The organism is Halomonas sp. ATBC28, from assembly GCF_005937175.1.
GTDB classification, from domain to species: Bacteria; Pseudomonadota; Gammaproteobacteria; order Pseudomonadales; family Halomonadaceae; genus Vreelandella; species Vreelandella titanicae.
Map to the genome: position 1 here is coordinate 225520 of NZ_VCQL01000006.1, position 15699 is coordinate 241218.

Sequence of the window (15699 nt, forward strand, 5' to 3'; positions counted from 1 at the left end):
TATCGTTATGAGCTTTGCCAAGAGAACGCTGGCGGAGCGCTGGCTGCAAGGCGCTTACCAGGGCAGTCGCTGGCTATCGCCGCTGAGGCCTTTAGGGGCGCTTTATCAGTGGGCCATGGCGCGGCGGGAGCGGGAATACTCTAGCGGCCAAAAAGCTACTTGGAAGGCGCCGGTGCCGGTTATCGTGGTAGGCAATATCACCTTGGGGGGGACGGGTAAATCGCCGCTGGTGGCGTGGCTAGCTGGCTGGCTGGTGGCCCAAGGCTGGTCGCCAGGTATCGTTAGCCGCGGCTATGGCGGAAAAGCGCCCAGTTACCCGCTGCTGGTCACCGCCGACACGAACGTTGTCGAAAGCGGTGATGAGCCGCTGATGCTGGCACAGCAGACGGGACTGCCAGTGGCCGCAGACCCCAATCGCGTGCGCGGTGTTCAGGCACTGATCGAGAAGGGCTGCGATATTATCTTGAGCGACGACGGTTTACAGCACTTGGCACTGGATCGAGATATTGAGTTGGTGGTTGTGGATGGTGACCGTGGATTGGGCAACGGGCGCTGCCTGCCCGCCGGGCCGCTGCGCGAGTCGCCCAGCCGGTTGCAGCGTGTTGACGCGGTGATCATTAACGGCGACTCACCGCCCTCTTTGTCGCTTACTCCGTCTATCATGCAAGCAGCCACTACTATGCAGCTGGCGCCGCTGCGCTGGCGCCGCCTTGATGACGGCGCACGTTTTCCGCTTGCGCCGCTGCCGTTTACGCTGCCGGTGCACGCGGTGGCAGGTATCGGGCATCCCGAGCGCTTTTTTCGTACACTCTCCGCGTTGGGTGTTGAGGGCGAGTGGCACCCGTTGGCCGACCACCAGCACTTTAGTGCGGGCGCGCTAAGCTTTGCAGATACCCGCCCAGTGATTATGACCGCTAAAGACGCCGTTAAGTGTTACGCCCTGGCTCCGCCTAACAGTTGGGTATTAGATGTGGAGGCATCCCTTCCACCCGAATTTGAGCACTGGCTGGCAGCGCGGCTGTCGGCACTTTCCTAAAGGAGATAAGCGCATGGATAAGGAACTGCTGGCAATGCTGGTCTGCCCGTTGTGTAACGGTAAGCTGAAGTATGATCGCGATGCTCAAGAGCTGCGCTGCCACTACGATGGCCTTGCCTATCCGATCAAAGAGGGGATTCCGGTGATGTTGCCGGAAGAGGCTCGCGTGATGGATGCTGATGAAAAGCTGCCTACTTCTCCAGGACGCTCTCCAGGACGTTCCCAAGAGCGTTTAGGAGACGCTTAATGGCTGTCTTTGATGACATGGTTGATTTCAAGGTGCCTGATTTTACCGTCGTCGTACCTGCTCGCTACGGCTCTACCCGGCTGCCCGGCAAGCCACTGCTTGATATTGCCGGGGAACCGATGGTCGCTCACGTATGGCGCCGTGCTTGCCAAAGCCACGCCAGCCGAGTGGTCGTGGCAACAGACGATAGCCGTATTCGTGATGCCATGCTGCCTTACGGCGCCGAAGTGATCATGACCCGCGACGATCACCCCTCGGGCACCGACCGATTAGCCGAGGTGGCTGGTATATTGGCATTGACGGATGATGCGCTGCTGGTGAATGTGCAGGGCGATGAGCCGCTGATTCCTCCCGCGCTGATCGACCAGGTGGCTCTGCGCCTAGCCGACGATCCCGGAGCGTCGATAGCCACGTTGGCGGAGCCTATCAATGACGTGGACACGCTGTTTAATCCCAACGTGGTCAAGGTGGTGCGAACGCTACAAGGCCGCGCGCTGTATTTCTCACGGGCCCCTATCCCCTGGGATCGTGAGCAGTTCAAAACGCCACCGACCATGCTGGCAACCGATGCCTGGCTGCGCCATATCGGTCTCTATGCGTATCGTGCCGGTTTTCTAGCTGCCTACCGAGACTGGCCAGCCTCAAGCCTCGAACAGCTTGAACAGCTCGAGCAACTGCGTGCGCTGCAGAATGGTCACGCTATTCAAGTGGCGCTGGCCTGCGAAGTAAACCCTGCCGGTGTTGATACGGCCGAGGATCTAGCGCGGATTCGGGCGCTGCTGGCCTAGCGCGGGTTCGGGCGTTGCCGGCTTAGCGCAGGGGCGGGCGCTTGCTTGGGCAGCTCAGTTTTTAAGGAGCTATCGTGAAAGTATTATTTGTATGTTTAGGCAATATTTGCCGTTCACCGACCGCCGAAGGTGTTTTTCGTCGTGCTCTTGAGCGAGCAGGGTTGGCCGATGAGGTCGAGATAGACTCCTGCGGCGTCGGCAGTTGGCATTTGGGCAAAGCGCCAGACGCCCGCGCGCAGCAGGCAGCACTACTGCGCGGTATCGATATAAGCGACCTGCGTGCCCGTCAGCTAAGCGAGCACGATTTTACCCAATTCGACTACGTGTTAGGCATGGATCAGGACAATTTACGCGCCATACGCGAGCTGAAGCCTGCTAATAGCCAAGCGCATGTTGGGCTGTTTTTAGATTTTGCTGGTACCCCCGGTGCTGAAGTCCCAGACCCCTATTTTGGCGGTGATGAGGGATTTGAGAAGGCTCTGGATATGATTGAAGCTGCATCAGAAGGGCTGATTCGACACCTTAAGCGAGAGCTGTAATGGGGCTAATGGTGTGGCTGCACAGATGAATATTCTCAGCAATGTGGATTTGTCCGCCGCTAATACACTTAGGCTCCCCTGCCAAGCAGAGCGCTTCGCGTCACCAAAGACATTAACAGCTCTACGCCAAACACTAGCAGAGGCACGCCATGAAGGCTGGCCCGTCACGCTGCTCGGTGGCGGCAGCAATGTTCTGCTTCCCGAGGCACTACCAGGTTTGGTGGTGCGGCCTGATTTGCAACAACACTGGCTCAGTCAGCGTCAAGGGCATGTGCTTGCCCATGTAGGGGCGGGAGTTAATTGGCATACGTTGGTGATGGCGACTGCTGCACGCGGCCTGTGGGGCATTGAAAATCTGGCGCTGATCCCTGGCAGTTGTGGTGCTGCGCCAGTGCAGAACATTGGCGCCTACGGTGTTGAGCTTGCCGATACGCTGCAAGCGGTGCAGGTAATGGAGCTTGCCACCGGGCGGGTAAATTGGCTAAGCGCGCAAGAGTGCGCCTTTGGTTACCGTGAGAGTATTTTTAAAGGCGAGTTGGCAGGTAGCATTGTGATCACTCAGTTAGTCTTGCGTTTGTCACGCACGCCAGCGCCCCGGCTAGGGTATGGCGATCTCGCCGCACGCTTAGCAAGCCCTCCCACACCGCTCGCGGTAGCCGAAGCGGTATGTGGTATTCGACGCGAGAAGCTGCCCGACCCACAGGTGCTGGCCAATGCGGGGAGCTTCTTCAAAAATCCGCTGGTAGCTGATGTGCTGGCAGCGCAGTTGTTGCAGCAGTATCCTGCTATGCCCCATTTCCCCCAGGAAGGAGGGCAAACAAAGCTGGCGGCGGGGTGGTTAATCGACCAGTGTGGCTTGAAAGGGATGCGTGATGGTGCCTTCGGAGTACACCAGCATCAAGCGCTGGTGCTGGTGCACTTTGGCGGCGGTGATCGTCAGGGGCTAATGAAAACAGCTAGCTATATCGCGGACCAGGTCGAGGCACGCTTTGGGGTGCGTTTAGAGCCCGAGCCGCGGTTAATTAATCCCTGTTAGTTAATCTCTAGGCCCTGTCTCTAAGGTGCACATAACGCAAAAATCCCCGCCGAAGCGGGGATTTTTGTTACTACAATACGCGCGAACCGATCTATTCGGAGCGTGTGTCTTGCTGCGCCTGTTTGCGCTTCTCACGCGGGTCATTGTGGGCCCGTGTGCGACGGCGGCGGGGTTTAGGCGCTTCTTCAGTTACTGCGGCTTCAGCGGGTGCTTCACTGGTGACCGGTTGAGTGGGCTGAGCGTCTGCTTCAGTTGCAGGGGGAGCAGTCACAGGCGTTTCAGTCGCTGCTAGTTCGTCGCTGCTCTTTTCAGGACTGTCTTCAGAACTATTCGGTTCAGCGCTACTCTCTTCAATGCTCCTTTCTTCAGCGACTCGGTCTTCAGCGTTTGTGTCTTTAACGCTCTTAGGCTCATCACCTTTTTCTGCGCTGTCTTGCTTTGGCTCGCTGTTGGCAGGCTCTTCAGTTGAAGGGGCTGCGGCGACACTCTCAGAAGCGTTCTCAGAAGTACTCTCAGCAACATCTGGGTTTGCCGCTTCCTGGCGAGTTTGGGTGCTAGCTGGCGCTTCGGGCTGATGCTCGTCGCTGCTTTGATCCGTACCCGCAATATTGAAAGGTGCCGGGGAGGCCGCCTCTTCAATAGTTGCGGCTGGATCAACGGCGTTGGTCGCAGGCGGTTCGACGGCTTCAGGCGCTGCCTGTTCGCTAGCACTGGGCTGCTGACTATCGGCGGTTTTCTTACTTTCAGCTGGTTCGGCGTTGGCTTTGGCCGTTGCTGAGGTCACCTCAGATGGCGCTGACGGCTCTTCGCTGGCTGTGGCCTCCGGTTCGCTTGGCTTGGCGGCGGCCTCATCCTGCTCAACGGTGCTGGCAGTTGACGTTTGCTCCGCCGGTGAAGCCGCTTTAGGTTGGCGGCGCTGGTGCGTCGACTTGCGCGCTTTAGCGTTTTCTGCCACGGGGCGGTCGGCGGTCGTTGCGTCGTCCGCTTGCTCGGCGTCGGACTCAGGCGCATCGGCTGCTGCCGCTTCTGGCTGAGCGGTGACGTCCGAGTCCGATCCTAGTGCAATCGTTGTGTCATTTGTCGCTGCTTTAGCCGCCTGTGCCTGTTCTTCTGCCGCAGGGGCTTCGGCCGGCTCTGGTGTTACTGCTGACGCTTCATTCTGAGCCTCGGCCTGCAGTTTTAACTGCTCAGCTTCTGCCTGGGGGTTGATCGCCTGGGTGCGCGTGCGGTTACGCGGGTTGTTACGCGTACGCTTCGGCTTGCCGTCATCCTGCTTGGTCTCTAAGTTCTTGGACTCTGAGCTCTTGGCCGTTGCATCGCGCTGGCTGTCGCGGTTTTTGTCACCACCATCACGACGCGACTCTTTCTGCGCTGCACTTTTGCCGCTGGTGCTCTCTTTAGAGCCCTCTTTCGTGGAGCTGTCTTTGCTAGGGCTGTCTTTGGAAGAGCTATCAGCCTGGTTCTCTTTACGAGGTGCTTTGGCTGATTCTTGACCGTTAGCATCGTCCTGCTGAGGGTGGCGACGGCGGTTGCGGGTACGGCTGGGGCCGCTCCTCTTATCGCTATTGTCGTCACTGGCAGGACGCGGTGTGCTGCTGCGCTGCTCGGCTTTTTGTTCAGCTTTTGGCTCAGGGCGGGCGCTATTATCGCTGCGCGACTCGTTACGGCTGGCGTTGTCGCCACGCGACGATTTTTGCCGCGACTCGCTGCTGCGCTGATTGGTTTTGCGCTCGCTTGGCTTGCGCGGAGCCGGTGTTTCAACCTTGGGCTCTGGCGTGGCTTCGGTATTGCTTTCGTCGCTACCGAGCAGTTTGGCGAAGCCGCGGATAAAGCGCCCAATAACGCTGGGTTGCTCGCTGGTCACCGGTGCTGCTTTGGCCGCTGGAGCTGCAGCGGGCGCCTTCTCTTCCGTTTGCAGCGATGCCGGGGCGGGAGCGTTGTGGGTGACACTCTTGACGGCGGCTTCGGCGCGTTGAGCGGGCGGCACGAAGCTGGGTGTCGGCTCTTTGCCTACTTCGGTGTCGGTGGAGAGCTCAAAGCTCGATAGGCTTTGAGTGTCATCCTCGTCCAGGTGGTCATCACGCAGCCGCTGCACGTCGTAGTGGGGCGTATCCATATCAGGATTGGGCAGCAGTACCACACGAACATTCTGGCGAGACTCAAGATCTGCCAACACGCTGCGTTTTTCATTGAGCAGGTAAGTCGCCACGGGTACCGGTAGAATGGCGCGAATCTGCGCGCTATTCTCTTTCATCGCCTCTTCTTCAATCAGGCGCATGATAGAGAGGGAGAGCGAGCGAACATCGCGAATGGTGCCCTGGCCATTACAGCGCGGGCAGACCACGCCGCTGGTTTCCCCCAGTGAGGGACGCAGGCGCTGGCGGGACATTTCCATCAGACCAAAGCGTGAAATACGCCCAATCTGTACCCGTGCGCGATCCAGCTTGAGGGCATCGCGCATGCGGTTTTCAACTTCACGCTGGTTGCGCGCAGGCCCCATGTCGATAAAGTCGATCACCACTAAACCGCCGATATCACGCAAGCGCAGTTGGCGGGCGATTTCATCGGCGGCTTCAGAGTTGGTCTGTAGGGCGGTCTCTTCGATATCGCTGCCGCGGGTGGCGCGGGCGGAGTTGATATCGATGGAGACTAGCGCTTCGGTGTGATCGATCACAATCGAGCCGCCAGAAGGCAGCTTCACTTCGCGCTGATAGGCGGTTTCGATTTGTGATTCGATCTGGAAGCGCGAGAATAGCGGTACTTCGTCCGCGTAGAGCTTGATCTTCTGTTGATACGAGGGCATTACCTGGCGAATAAAGCTCAGCGCTTCGGCGTGAATCTCGGGGCTGTCGATCAATACTTCGCCGATGTCCTGGCGTAGGTAGTCGCGCATGGCGCGAATGATGACGTTGGATTCACGGTAGATCAGGAACGGGGCAGGGCGCTTGGCAGCTTCAGTGGTGATCGATTCCCACACCTGAACCAAGTAGTCCAAGTCCCACTGGAGCTCTTCCGGATTGCGACCAATGCCTGCAGTGCGCACGATCAGGCCCATTTTATCCGGCACGGTCAACTGACCCATGGCGTCTTTGAGCTGACTGCGCTCGTCGCCTTCGATACGGCGAGAAATGCCACCTGCACGCGGGTTATTGGGCATCAATACCAAAAAGCGACCAGCCAGGCTGACAAAGGTGGTTAGCGCGGCACCTTTGTTGCCACGCTCCTCTTTATCGACCTGGACGATGACCTCTTGGCCTTCTTTAAGCACTTCTTTAATGCTCGGACGTCCGGAAACGTCTTTGACAAAGTACTCGCGAGAGATCTCCTTGAGGGGCAAAAAGCCGTGACGGTCGGCGCCGTAGTCAACGAAGGCAGCTTCCAGGGAGGGTTCTACGCGGGTGATTTTACCGCGATAGATATTGGCTTTTTTCTGTTCTCTTGCGCCGGATTCGATATCTAAATCGTATAGGCGTTGTCCATCAACTAAAGCGACACGCAGCTCTTCGGGCTGGGTCGCATTGATAAGCATCCGTTTCATAGTGTCTCGCATAGCGTTGCGTGCCGGCGAACTGCCTATTGGGTGACGTAGGCGAATCGCTGGGTGCTGCGTGCTTGTGCTCGGCGCATTGCAATGCTGACGCGTCAAGCCGGGAAGGCATCATCGCCAACCCGGCCGATAGGGCGTTGAGTACGTGGCGGAGGCAGGACGTGTTCCGGTGGCTGTCACGTCCATCCGGCCCTGCTGACACCGCCAACACCTGGCATTCATCGATTCACCAACGCCGGCCACCGGCACAGCGTTGAACTTTTCGCCCGGAGACAGTCATCGCCTTGTGACGAATAAGGCGGAGCTGCTCAGGACGTGGCGTTGTTTCGTTGCTGCCTGCCGTTGAGGGCAAGGCTTATTTTCCTCTGCCGGCATAAAAAACGGGCGGCAGAGTTACTGCATTTTTAAGATCAGTTTTAATACTGGAAAACGGGCAATGCGTACACTGGTGCCGTTTTTGCGTTCAGGCCTGCGTGTTAGTCGGGCAGGCGCATTAACCAAGCTCAGCGGTGATGCTCTCTGCTAACAAATTTAATCAATTAGCTATCGAACAGCTAGTCACTAGCGCTAGACAAGACAGCTTTCTGCGCTTAGCTGGTGAACGATTTCGAATATAACAGTAAAGACTACGACCAGCAATTGACGCAATGCCCTTGGGTCTACGCTAGAATGCCGTTTTTAAGCAGGAGTAAGCAGTAATGTCCGAAGGGCGTGAAGTGCAGTGGGTGGATATCGCCCCGGAGCAAGCAGGGCAGCGAATTGATAATTTTCTCATGACGCGGCTTAAAGGGGCGCCTCGCGCGCTTATTTACCGCATCGTGCGTAAAGGCGAAGTGCGCGTTAATAAAAAGCGCGTGAAGGTGGATTACCGTTTGCAGGCCGGCGATTTAGTACGCGTTCCGCCGCTGCGTTTGGCGCCTCGCGAAGCGGTGAAGGAAGTCAGTGATAATTTGCGCGACCTCCTGGTAGGCAGCGTTATTATGGAAGGCCCCGATTGGATGGTGCTTAACAAACCCTCTGGTTTGGCGGTGCATGGCGGCAGCGGGGTTAAAATTGGTTTAATAGAAGCGCTGCGCCAGGTGCGCGATGACCTAAGCTTTCTGGAACTGGTTCACCGCCTGGATCGCGATACGTCCGGCTGTTTGCTGTTGGCCAAGTCTAGGGATGCGCTGGTGACGCTGAACGAGTCACTGAAAAAGCATGGCATGGATAAGCGTTACCTGGCCCTGGTCAGTGGGCGCTGGCCAGCGCGGAAAACCTATGAGAGTGCTCGGTTAGACCGCTTTGATGCCGGTAACGGCGAGCGGAGGGTAAGGGTAGATCCTAACGGGAAAGTGTCGCGCACCCACTTTTCAGTGGTCGAAACCTTCGAAAAAGTAACCCTTATAGAGGCTGAGCCGGTCACGGGCCGTACCCACCAGATTCGGGTACATGCCGCCCACGCAGGCCATGCGTTATTAGGTGACGATAAGTACGCTACCCGTGAAAGTGGTCTGCTCACCAAGCAGTTAGGGCTGGGGCGTCTGTTCCTTCATGCGCGAGCGCTGACCTTTCCTGAGCCCACTAACGGCCGCCCGGTTACCGTCAAGGCGCCGCTGCCAGAAGCTCTGGAAGAAACGCTCAAGCGCGCCCGTCAATAACTTCTTTTTCACCGCGTTGCCTTTTACAGGGAGCTGCTATGCAGTATGAGTTAATTATATTTGATTGGGACGGCACCTTGATGGACTCGGTGCCGCGGATTGTGTCATGTATGCAGGCGGCTGCTTTAGAGGCTGAGTGGGGGGCGCTTACAGCGGCTGAGGTGGAAGATATTATTGGCCTGGGGCTGCCCGAGGCAATTGCCCAGCTTTGTCCAGGTATTTTACCTGCCCAGGCAGAGCGGCTTCGCGAACGTTATGCGCACCACTTTGTGCAGGCCGACGCCACGCCGATGGCGTTTTTTGGCGGTGTCGAAGCACATATCGCCCGTTTGCGCGGGCATGAGCAGCAGCGTTTAGCGGTCGCAACAGGTAAAAGCCGTCGCGGGCTTGACCGTATTTTTACTGAGACCGGCAGCGGCGCGTGGTTTCATGCCAGCCGTACCGCGGATGAAACCCGCTCTAAACCGCACCCGCAGATGCTTTCAGAGTTACTGGCTGAGCTTGCGGTGCCGGTCGAGCGGGCGGTGATGGTCGGCGATACTGAGTATGATATGGAAATGGCTAGGGCGATGGGCATGGATCGGGTGGGGGTAAGCTATGGGGTGCATGCGCCTGAGCGCCTGGCAATGAGCGAACCCAAGTGGATTGCCCATAGCGTAGACGAGCTTTTTGATCGGTTATAAGGACATTTTATGAGTGACGATCCAACCCGCCAAGAGGGTGCACAAGAGGGTCATGATGGCCCGGTTAATAGCGACCAGCTCAACGAGTTCAAGGAAGATCCTTGGACTGAAGGGGCCGAGGTTCCGCCTGGTAAGGGGGCTAAGCAGCCCCCTGGGGCGCCAGGTGATGATGCCGAAACCCTGCGCGAACGCCAGCGATTAGCGCAGCTGGAAATGATGGATCACTGGATAGGCGGTGTCTTGACCGAGCAACGGCGTACACGCCGCTGGAAGCTGTTTTTCCGTCTGATGTTTCTCGCTGTGGTATTGGTCGCGCTGTCTGCCGCGCTTTATAGCCTGTTTTGGGACTCGCCGAGTGTCGCAACGCCCACCCAGCGTCACTTGGGTATTGTTAAGGTTGATGGGGTGATTGCAAGCGACACGCCAGCCAATGCGGAGCGTATCATCCAAGGCTTGAATCGTGCCTGGGAATCGGAAAGCGCTGCAGCCGTGGTGCTGCACATTAATAGTCCCGGTGGTAGCCCCGTTCAGTCTCAGCGTATCTATGCGGAAATCATGCGCCTGCGCGAGCAGGGTGATAAGCCGATTATCGCGGTGATTGAGGATATCGGTGCCAGCGGCGCTTATTACATTGCTGCAGCAGCAGATGAGATTATTGCCTCGCCGGTGAGCTTAGTGGGCTCGATTGGTGTGATTTACGCTGGTTTTGGCTTTGAGGAGGCGATAGAGCGCCTTGGCGTTGAGCGCCGCGTGCTTACGGCAGGAGAGAATAAGGCCTTCTTAGATCCATTCCAGCCGCTGGACGATGATGCAGAGACGTTTTGGCAAGGTGTGCTGAGCCAAACCCATCGCCAATTTATCGATGACGTCCGCGCGGGTCGCGGCGAACGGCTCAGTGATAGCTCGGATATTTTCTCAGGCCTGATCTGGAGTGGCGAGCAGAGCATCGAGCTAGGGTTGGTCGATCAGTTGGGTAGCCTCGAACAGCTGTCTCGCGATCAAGTAGGTAACATCGACTGGGTGGACTATACGCCGAGTCTTGATCCATTTGAGCGCTTTACTCGGCGTTTTACCGAGGTTGCCGCTGAAGTGCTAGGTATTAGGGCGCCTAACACCCCGCTTCGTTTCTGATCGCCAATTCACGTCCTGGGCCCTAGGGCGCGCCAAGCGGATCCAAGCCCGCTTGGCGCAACATGTCGCAGAGCGCGATCAGCGGTAGCCCAATCAGCGCGTTGGGGTCACGGCCTTCCAGTCTTTCAAACAGCGCAATGCCAAGGCCTTCCATACGAAAGCTGCCAGCGCTATCTAAGGGCTGCTCTTTGGCCACATAGTTTTCGATCTCCTGCGTGCTAAGAGTGCGAAACACGACCTCGAAGGGCTCGACATGGACTTGATGGCGCTGGTGGCGAGTATCCAGTAGCGCTAAACCGGTCAGGAAGGTGACGCGCTGGCCAGAAAAGCGGGCAAGGTTAGCGCAGGCCTTTTCTGTGGTATGTGGTTTGCCAAGAATATCGCCTTCAAATACCGCAACCTGGTCGGAGCCTATAATGCAGTGGTGGGGGAAGTGAGCCGACACGGCGTTGGCTTTGCTAAGTGCTAGGCGATGTACCAGTGCGTGTGGTGTTTCGCCATTATGCGGCGTTTCATCAATATCCGGTGAATGGCACCGGTAGGGGAGTTGTAGGCGATCCAGCAGCTCACGCCGCCAGCGTGAGCTTGAGGCAAGCACTAGCTCTGTATTTTCTGTACTTAAGGACTGCGCAGTTGATGACTGAGTGCTTGATGGCTCGGTCATGGCGGGTGAGGTCACAGTATAACTCCTGGCTAATGTGGTTGCGCTAGTGGGACGGCAAAGCAGTAGAGTGTAGCGAAAGCTGCGAATTGTGCCCATGTCGGCTGTTTATTGAGGCCTATGTTGGTTATTTATTGAGGAAGCGATGAAGAAATACACCGACAGCTTTGACACCAGCAGGGGGAGTGCCTATCATTGCGCGCCTATGTTGACCTCACAACTCCCCAGTCGGGTGGAGCCTTATAAGCTCGCAGCCCGCCACGAACGAATCGAAGGCTTGGTAGCGCTGGATAAGCTGCCACGTCTTGCCGAAGAAGCGGGTGACCAAACCGGCGACTGTCATGTCGTGCTTGAGTTTGGTGTCGATGCTCAAGGCCGTCGTGAAATTCGTGGCCACTTGCAAGCGACGTTGGCGCTTGCCTGCCGACGCTGCCTAGTGCCGCTGCCTCAAGAGGTGAGTAGTGACTTTCTGCTTGGAATGGTCACTGATGAAGCCTTGGCGGCCGAGTTGCCTGCTAGTCATGAACCGGTGCTGGTGGAAAAGGAACAGCTGGATCTTCTGACGGTAGTTGAGGATGAATTGATTCTCAGCCTGCCCCAGGTGGTCTATCACGATGAAGCCGAATGTCATGTCTCGGCGGAGCAGCTGGTCAGCAAAACAGAAGGCGCGGCGTCAGATACAGCGCCAGCGACGAACCCTTTCGCGGTGCTGAATGTCTTGAAAGGCAAAAAATAAGCACCCTTTACCTTAAATACCTTGGAGTAAACCCCCATGGCAGTTCAACAGAACCGTAAAACTCGTTCCAAGCGCGGCATGCGTCGCAGCCACGATGCGCTGACCGCTCCGACGCTGTCTCAGGACAAAGAAACCGGTACGACTCACCTGCGTCACCACGTTTCTCCAGACGGTTTCTACCGTGGTCGTAAAATGGTTGAGGTATAAGCCTCAACTGCATTACTAAGCGGTTAAACGGACTCAGTGCGGTATGCGCTTAGCGATTGATGTGATGGGGGGTGACCAAGGCCCTCATGCGATTATCGCAGGCTCCGCAAGGGCGGTGCTGGAACACCCCGGTCTTGAGCTGGTTCTGTTTGGCCCGCGTCAGCAGATTATTGCTGAGCTTTCGCGCTTGCCGCAGCCTCTGGCTGCGGCAACGTCACGTTTGGTGGCGCGTGATTCGCCCGATAGCGTAATGCCGGGGGCAACAGCGGCCTGGGCGTTGCGCAGAGGCGAGGCAACGAGCATGGCGCGCATGCTGCAGTGCGTCGCCCAGGGTGAAGCTGTGGCTGGTGTAAGCGCAGGCAATACGGCAGCGCTTGTTGCCTTGGCAAGGCGCGAACTGGGGATGGTCGAGGGGATTTCTCGTCCGGCAATCAGTACCGCGATCCCAGCCCGCCAAGGGCGCCGCTGCTATTTGCTGGACTTAGGCGCCAACGTGGATTCCCCTGCCCATCGACTGGTCGATTTTGCACTGATGGGGGCGGCGATGTCGCAGTGTATCGATGGCACTGCGGTGCCGCGCGTGGCGCTACTCAACGTTGGCGCTGAAGCCACCAAGGGGAGTGTGAGCGTACGTGAGGCTGATCGTCTGCTGCGTGAGTATGCCAGTGGTAGTGGTTTCGACTATCAAGGCTATGCTGAGGGTGGCGACCTGTTTAAAGGCCAGCTTGATGTGGTGGTGTGTGATGGCTTTGTGGGCAACGCTGTCCTCAAGGCGAGCGAAGGTTTGACGAGTATGTTGGTTGAACGCGTGCAGATGGCGTTTGAGTCGCGCCTAAGTGGTCGTTTGGCAAGCCTACTGGCCAAGCCTGTGTTAAAGCGCTTAAAGCAAGAGCTTGATCCCGTGCGCTACAACGGGGCCAGTTTATTGGGGGTGCGCGGTATCGTAGTGAAAAGTCACGGCAGTACTCATGCCGATGGGTTTTACTACGCTATTCATCGCGCCCTGCAGGAAGTAGAACATAACTTACCTGCGCGGATCGCAGGCCGCTGGCAAGCGCCATCAAGTGAAAACGATGGCACAGGCCAGCCATGATCAGATAATAACGATTTAACTTTTTTGCGGGTTTATAGGTGGCATCAGGATGTGCCAATAACCTCGCCTATCGCTCATATGAGCAAATGCCTACAAGAGCAAAGGTGAACGACATGTCTCAACCCCTTGCCCTCATTTTTCCCGGGCAAGGCTCTCAGCAGCTTGGAATGCTGCGAGAGCTTGCCGAGCGCTATAGTGTGGTGGGAACGACATTTGAGGAAGCGTCGGATGCTTTGGGCTACGATTTGTGGAAAGTCGTCCAAGAAGGCCCCGAAGAGTCGCTTAATGCAACCGCTTGTACCCAGCCTGCGCTGCTTTCTGCCAGCGTCGCCATTTGGCGTGTGTGGCAAGAGCTGGAAGGGCCGCGGCCGACGGTTATGGCGGGCCATAGCCTGGGCGAATACAGCGCTATGGTGTGCGCAGGCGTCATGAGCTTTGCCGAAGGCGTCAACTTGGTACGTCTGCGCGGAGAAGCCATGCAGGCGGCAGTGCCTGCTGGCGAAGGCGGCATGGCGGCGATCCTGGGCTTGGCAGACGATGCGGTTGAAGCCGCCTGTGAAAAGGCTGCCCAGGGCGACGTTGTTTCAGCGGTCAACTACAATTCCCCAGGGCAAGTGGTGATAGCGGGCTCTAAAGTAGCCGTTGAGCGAGCTATTATTGCTTGCCAGGAGGCCGGTGCCAGGCGTGCCATGGCATTGCCGGTTTCCGTGCCTTCGCACTGTGCATTGATGCGCCCTGCGGCCGAGCGCCTGGCAGAGGCGATACAAACTATCGAGCTGCGGGCGCCGCGCTACAGTGTCATCCAAAACGTCGATGCCCAGGCCCATGCCGATACCGCGACATTGAGCACGCGGCTAGTCGAGCAGCTCTATCAGCCGGTGCGTTGGAGCGCCTGTGTTGAAGCCATGGCGGATCAAGGCGTGGAGGTGTTCATTGAGTGCGGGCCAGGGAAGGTGTTGACTGGCCTCAATAAGCGTATCGTGAAGGGTAGCAAGGGATTGGCGGTGAATGATCCTGACAGTCTGGAAGCCGCGCTTGAGCTGGCGCGTGAAACCTTGGCTGATAAGGCGTGACCAAGAGAGATTGCAATCCACTATCCTTGCTTGATTACACGGTTAGAGGCAGAACGTTATGACACAAGAGAGTAGAGTTGCCCTGGTAACAGGGGCGAGTCGTGGTATTGGTCAGGCCATTGCTCGCGAGCTAGGTCGCCAGGGCCGTATCGTCATTGGCACCGCGACCAGTGAGTCTGGCGCTGAAAAAATTGATGCCGATTTGAAAGAGCACGGCATTGAAGGGGCAGGTCTATGTCTTAACGTGACCGACCAGGCCAGTATCGATAGCGTATTGAAAACGATTACTGAGCGCTTTGGTGCGCCGACTATTTTGGTCAACAACGCGGGTATCACGCGTGATAATCTGCTGATGCGCATGAAAGAAGATGAGTGGGATTCCGTCATGGATACCAATCTGAAATCTGTCTATCGTGTTAGCAAGGCGTGTTTACGGGGTATGACCAAGGCGCGGTTTGGGCGTATTGTGTCGATTAGTTCTGTAGTGGCAACCATGGGCAACCTGGGCCAAACTAACTATGCTGCAGCTAAGGCCGGTATGGAAGGTTTTAGCCGCGCATTAGCGCGTGAGGTCTCCTCTCGTGCGATTACGGTTAACGCAGTGGCACCGGGCTTTATTGCGACTGATATGACCGAAGCGCTACCTGAAGCACAGCACGAAATGCTGCTTAAGCAAATTCCGCTGGCCCGTTTAGGGGCGCCGGAAGAGATCGCCGCAGCAGTGGGTTTTTTGACCAGTGATGCAGCCGGTTACATCACTGGCGAGACGCTTCACGTGAATGGCGGCATGAATATGCGTTGATGGCCTTGGGCTTGGCGGTTGCGTCTACCCAAGGGCGTCTATAAACTACCCCGCAGCTTTTGGCTTGCGGTTTCCAAATAGCTGGTTATCAAAAACGGCTAATGTGAACGACTGGAGTACGTTAATGAGTACTATTGAAGAGCGCGTTAAGAAAGTTGTAGCAGAGCGCCTGAACGTTAAAGAAGAAGACATCCAAAACAGCTCTTCTTTTACAGAAGACTTGGGTGCTGATTCGCTCGACACCGTTGAGCTGGTCATGGCTTTGGAAGAGGAATTCGATACTGAAATTCCCGATGAAGAAGCTGAGAAGATCACCACGGTTCAAGAAGCCATCGATTACGTGAACGCCCACCAGTAAGGGCTGCGTCGATGCATCGAACCAGGGTGGGGTGCTAGCCACCCGCCTTAAAAGCCGTCCTTTTCCAGGACGGCTTTTTTGCTTTGCTGCCACAATGCTTATAACGTTCAATCTCCGTTATA

16 protein-coding genes are annotated in these 15699 nt (G+C 56.9%); 14 read left to right on the top strand and 2 right to left on the bottom strand.

The genetic code is table 11. The features are described from left to right. Positions 1 to 7 precede the first annotated feature (7 nt). The 5 genes from lpxK to murB all read left to right on the top strand — a co-directional run bounded on the left by lpxK (position 8) and on the right by murB (position 3646). Complete coding sequence (gene lpxK, locus E0L35_RS09045; RefSeq protein ID WP_022523887.1) at positions 8 to 1036, top strand: tetraacyldisaccharide 4'-kinase; 1029 nt, start codon at positions 8 to 10, stop codon at positions 1034 to 1036. A gap of 13 nt (positions 1037 to 1049) precedes the next feature. Beyond that, positions 1050 to 1283, top strand: a complete 234-nt coding sequence (locus tag E0L35_RS09050) for a Trm112 family protein (protein WP_022523886.1) — start codon at positions 1050 to 1052, stop codon at positions 1281 to 1283. Continuing rightward, entirely contained in the window at positions 1283 to 2071 is a 789-nt protein-coding gene (gene kdsB / locus E0L35_RS09055; RefSeq protein WP_138800086.1) for a 3-deoxy-manno-octulosonate cytidylyltransferase, read from the top strand. Before E0L35_RS09050 ends, kdsB begins: the two co-directional genes overlap by 1 nt. A 74-nt stretch (positions 2072 to 2145) precedes the next feature. Then, positions 2146 to 2610: a low molecular weight protein-tyrosine-phosphatase gene (locus E0L35_RS09060; protein WP_138800087.1), complete on the top strand. Its 465-nt coding sequence runs from the start codon at positions 2146 to 2148 to the stop codon at positions 2608 to 2610. Positions 2611 to 2635: 25 nt separating this feature from the next. Further along, complete coding sequence (murB, locus tag E0L35_RS09065; RefSeq protein ID WP_138800088.1) at positions 2636 to 3646, top strand: UDP-N-acetylmuramate dehydrogenase; 1011 nt, start codon at positions 2636 to 2638, stop codon at positions 3644 to 3646. 91 nt (positions 3647 to 3737) lie between these two features. On the opposite strand, the gene rne is transcribed toward murB, so the two are convergent. Further along, entirely contained in the window at positions 3738 to 7184 is a 3447-nt protein-coding gene (gene rne, locus E0L35_RS09070; protein WP_138800089.1) for a ribonuclease E, read from the bottom strand. A gap of 707 nt (positions 7185 to 7891) precedes the next feature. Here rne and E0L35_RS09075 point away from each other — a divergent pair. The 3 genes from E0L35_RS09075 to sppA are packed head-to-tail and all read left to right on the top strand — an operon-like array spanning position 7892 to position 10647. Continuing rightward, positions 7892 to 8833, top strand: coding sequence for an RluA family pseudouridine synthase (locus tag E0L35_RS09075; RefSeq protein ID WP_071692872.1), 942 nt, complete (start codon positions 7892 to 7894; stop codon positions 8831 to 8833). Between the two features lie 38 nt (positions 8834 to 8871). Then, complete coding sequence (locus E0L35_RS09080) at positions 8872 to 9516, top strand: HAD-IA family hydrolase (protein WP_138800090.1); 645 nt, start codon at positions 8872 to 8874, stop codon at positions 9514 to 9516. A gap of 9 nt (positions 9517 to 9525) precedes the next feature. Continuing rightward, a complete protein-coding gene (gene sppA / locus E0L35_RS09085) occupies positions 9526 to 10647 on the top strand; it encodes a signal peptide peptidase SppA (protein WP_138800091.1) in 1122 nt (373 codons plus the stop codon). A 22-nt stretch (positions 10648 to 10669) separates the two neighbouring features. On the opposite strand, the gene E0L35_RS09090 is transcribed toward sppA, so the two are convergent. Next, positions 10670 to 11311, bottom strand: coding sequence for a nucleoside triphosphate pyrophosphatase (locus E0L35_RS09090; protein WP_171051135.1), 642 nt, complete (start codon positions 11309 to 11311; stop codon positions 10670 to 10672). A 202-nt stretch (positions 11312 to 11513) separates the two neighbouring features. Here E0L35_RS09090 and E0L35_RS09095 point away from each other — a divergent pair, with 202 nt between their 5' ends. From E0L35_RS09095 to acpP, 6 genes are all read left to right on the top strand, one after another. Continuing rightward, on the top strand, positions 11514 to 12044 hold the full coding sequence (locus E0L35_RS09095) for a YceD family protein (RefSeq protein ID WP_041158158.1): 531 nt from the start codon (positions 11514 to 11516) through the stop codon (positions 12042 to 12044). Between the two features lie 36 nt (positions 12045 to 12080). Next, positions 12081 to 12251, top strand: a complete 171-nt coding sequence (rpmF, locus tag E0L35_RS09100) for a 50S ribosomal protein L32 (protein WP_138800092.1) — start codon at positions 12081 to 12083, stop codon at positions 12249 to 12251. 43 nt (positions 12252 to 12294) lie between these two features. Further along, positions 12295 to 13344, top strand: a complete 1050-nt coding sequence (gene plsX / locus E0L35_RS09105) for a phosphate acyltransferase PlsX (protein WP_138800093.1) — start codon at positions 12295 to 12297, stop codon at positions 13342 to 13344. Positions 13345 to 13457: 113 nt separating this feature from the next. After that, entirely contained in the window at positions 13458 to 14417 is a 960-nt protein-coding gene (gene fabD / locus E0L35_RS09110; protein ID WP_138800094.1) for an ACP S-malonyltransferase, read from the top strand. 58 nt (positions 14418 to 14475) lie between these two features. Beyond that, positions 14476 to 15219: a 3-oxoacyl-ACP reductase FabG gene (gene fabG, locus E0L35_RS09115; protein ID WP_009286414.1), complete on the top strand. Its 744-nt coding sequence runs from the start codon at positions 14476 to 14478 to the stop codon at positions 15217 to 15219. Between the two features lie 124 nt (positions 15220 to 15343). Further along, positions 15344 to 15577: an acyl carrier protein gene (acpP, locus tag E0L35_RS09120; RefSeq protein WP_008956801.1), complete on the top strand. Its 234-nt coding sequence runs from the start codon at positions 15344 to 15346 to the stop codon at positions 15575 to 15577. Positions 15578 to 15699 lie beyond the last annotated feature (122 nt).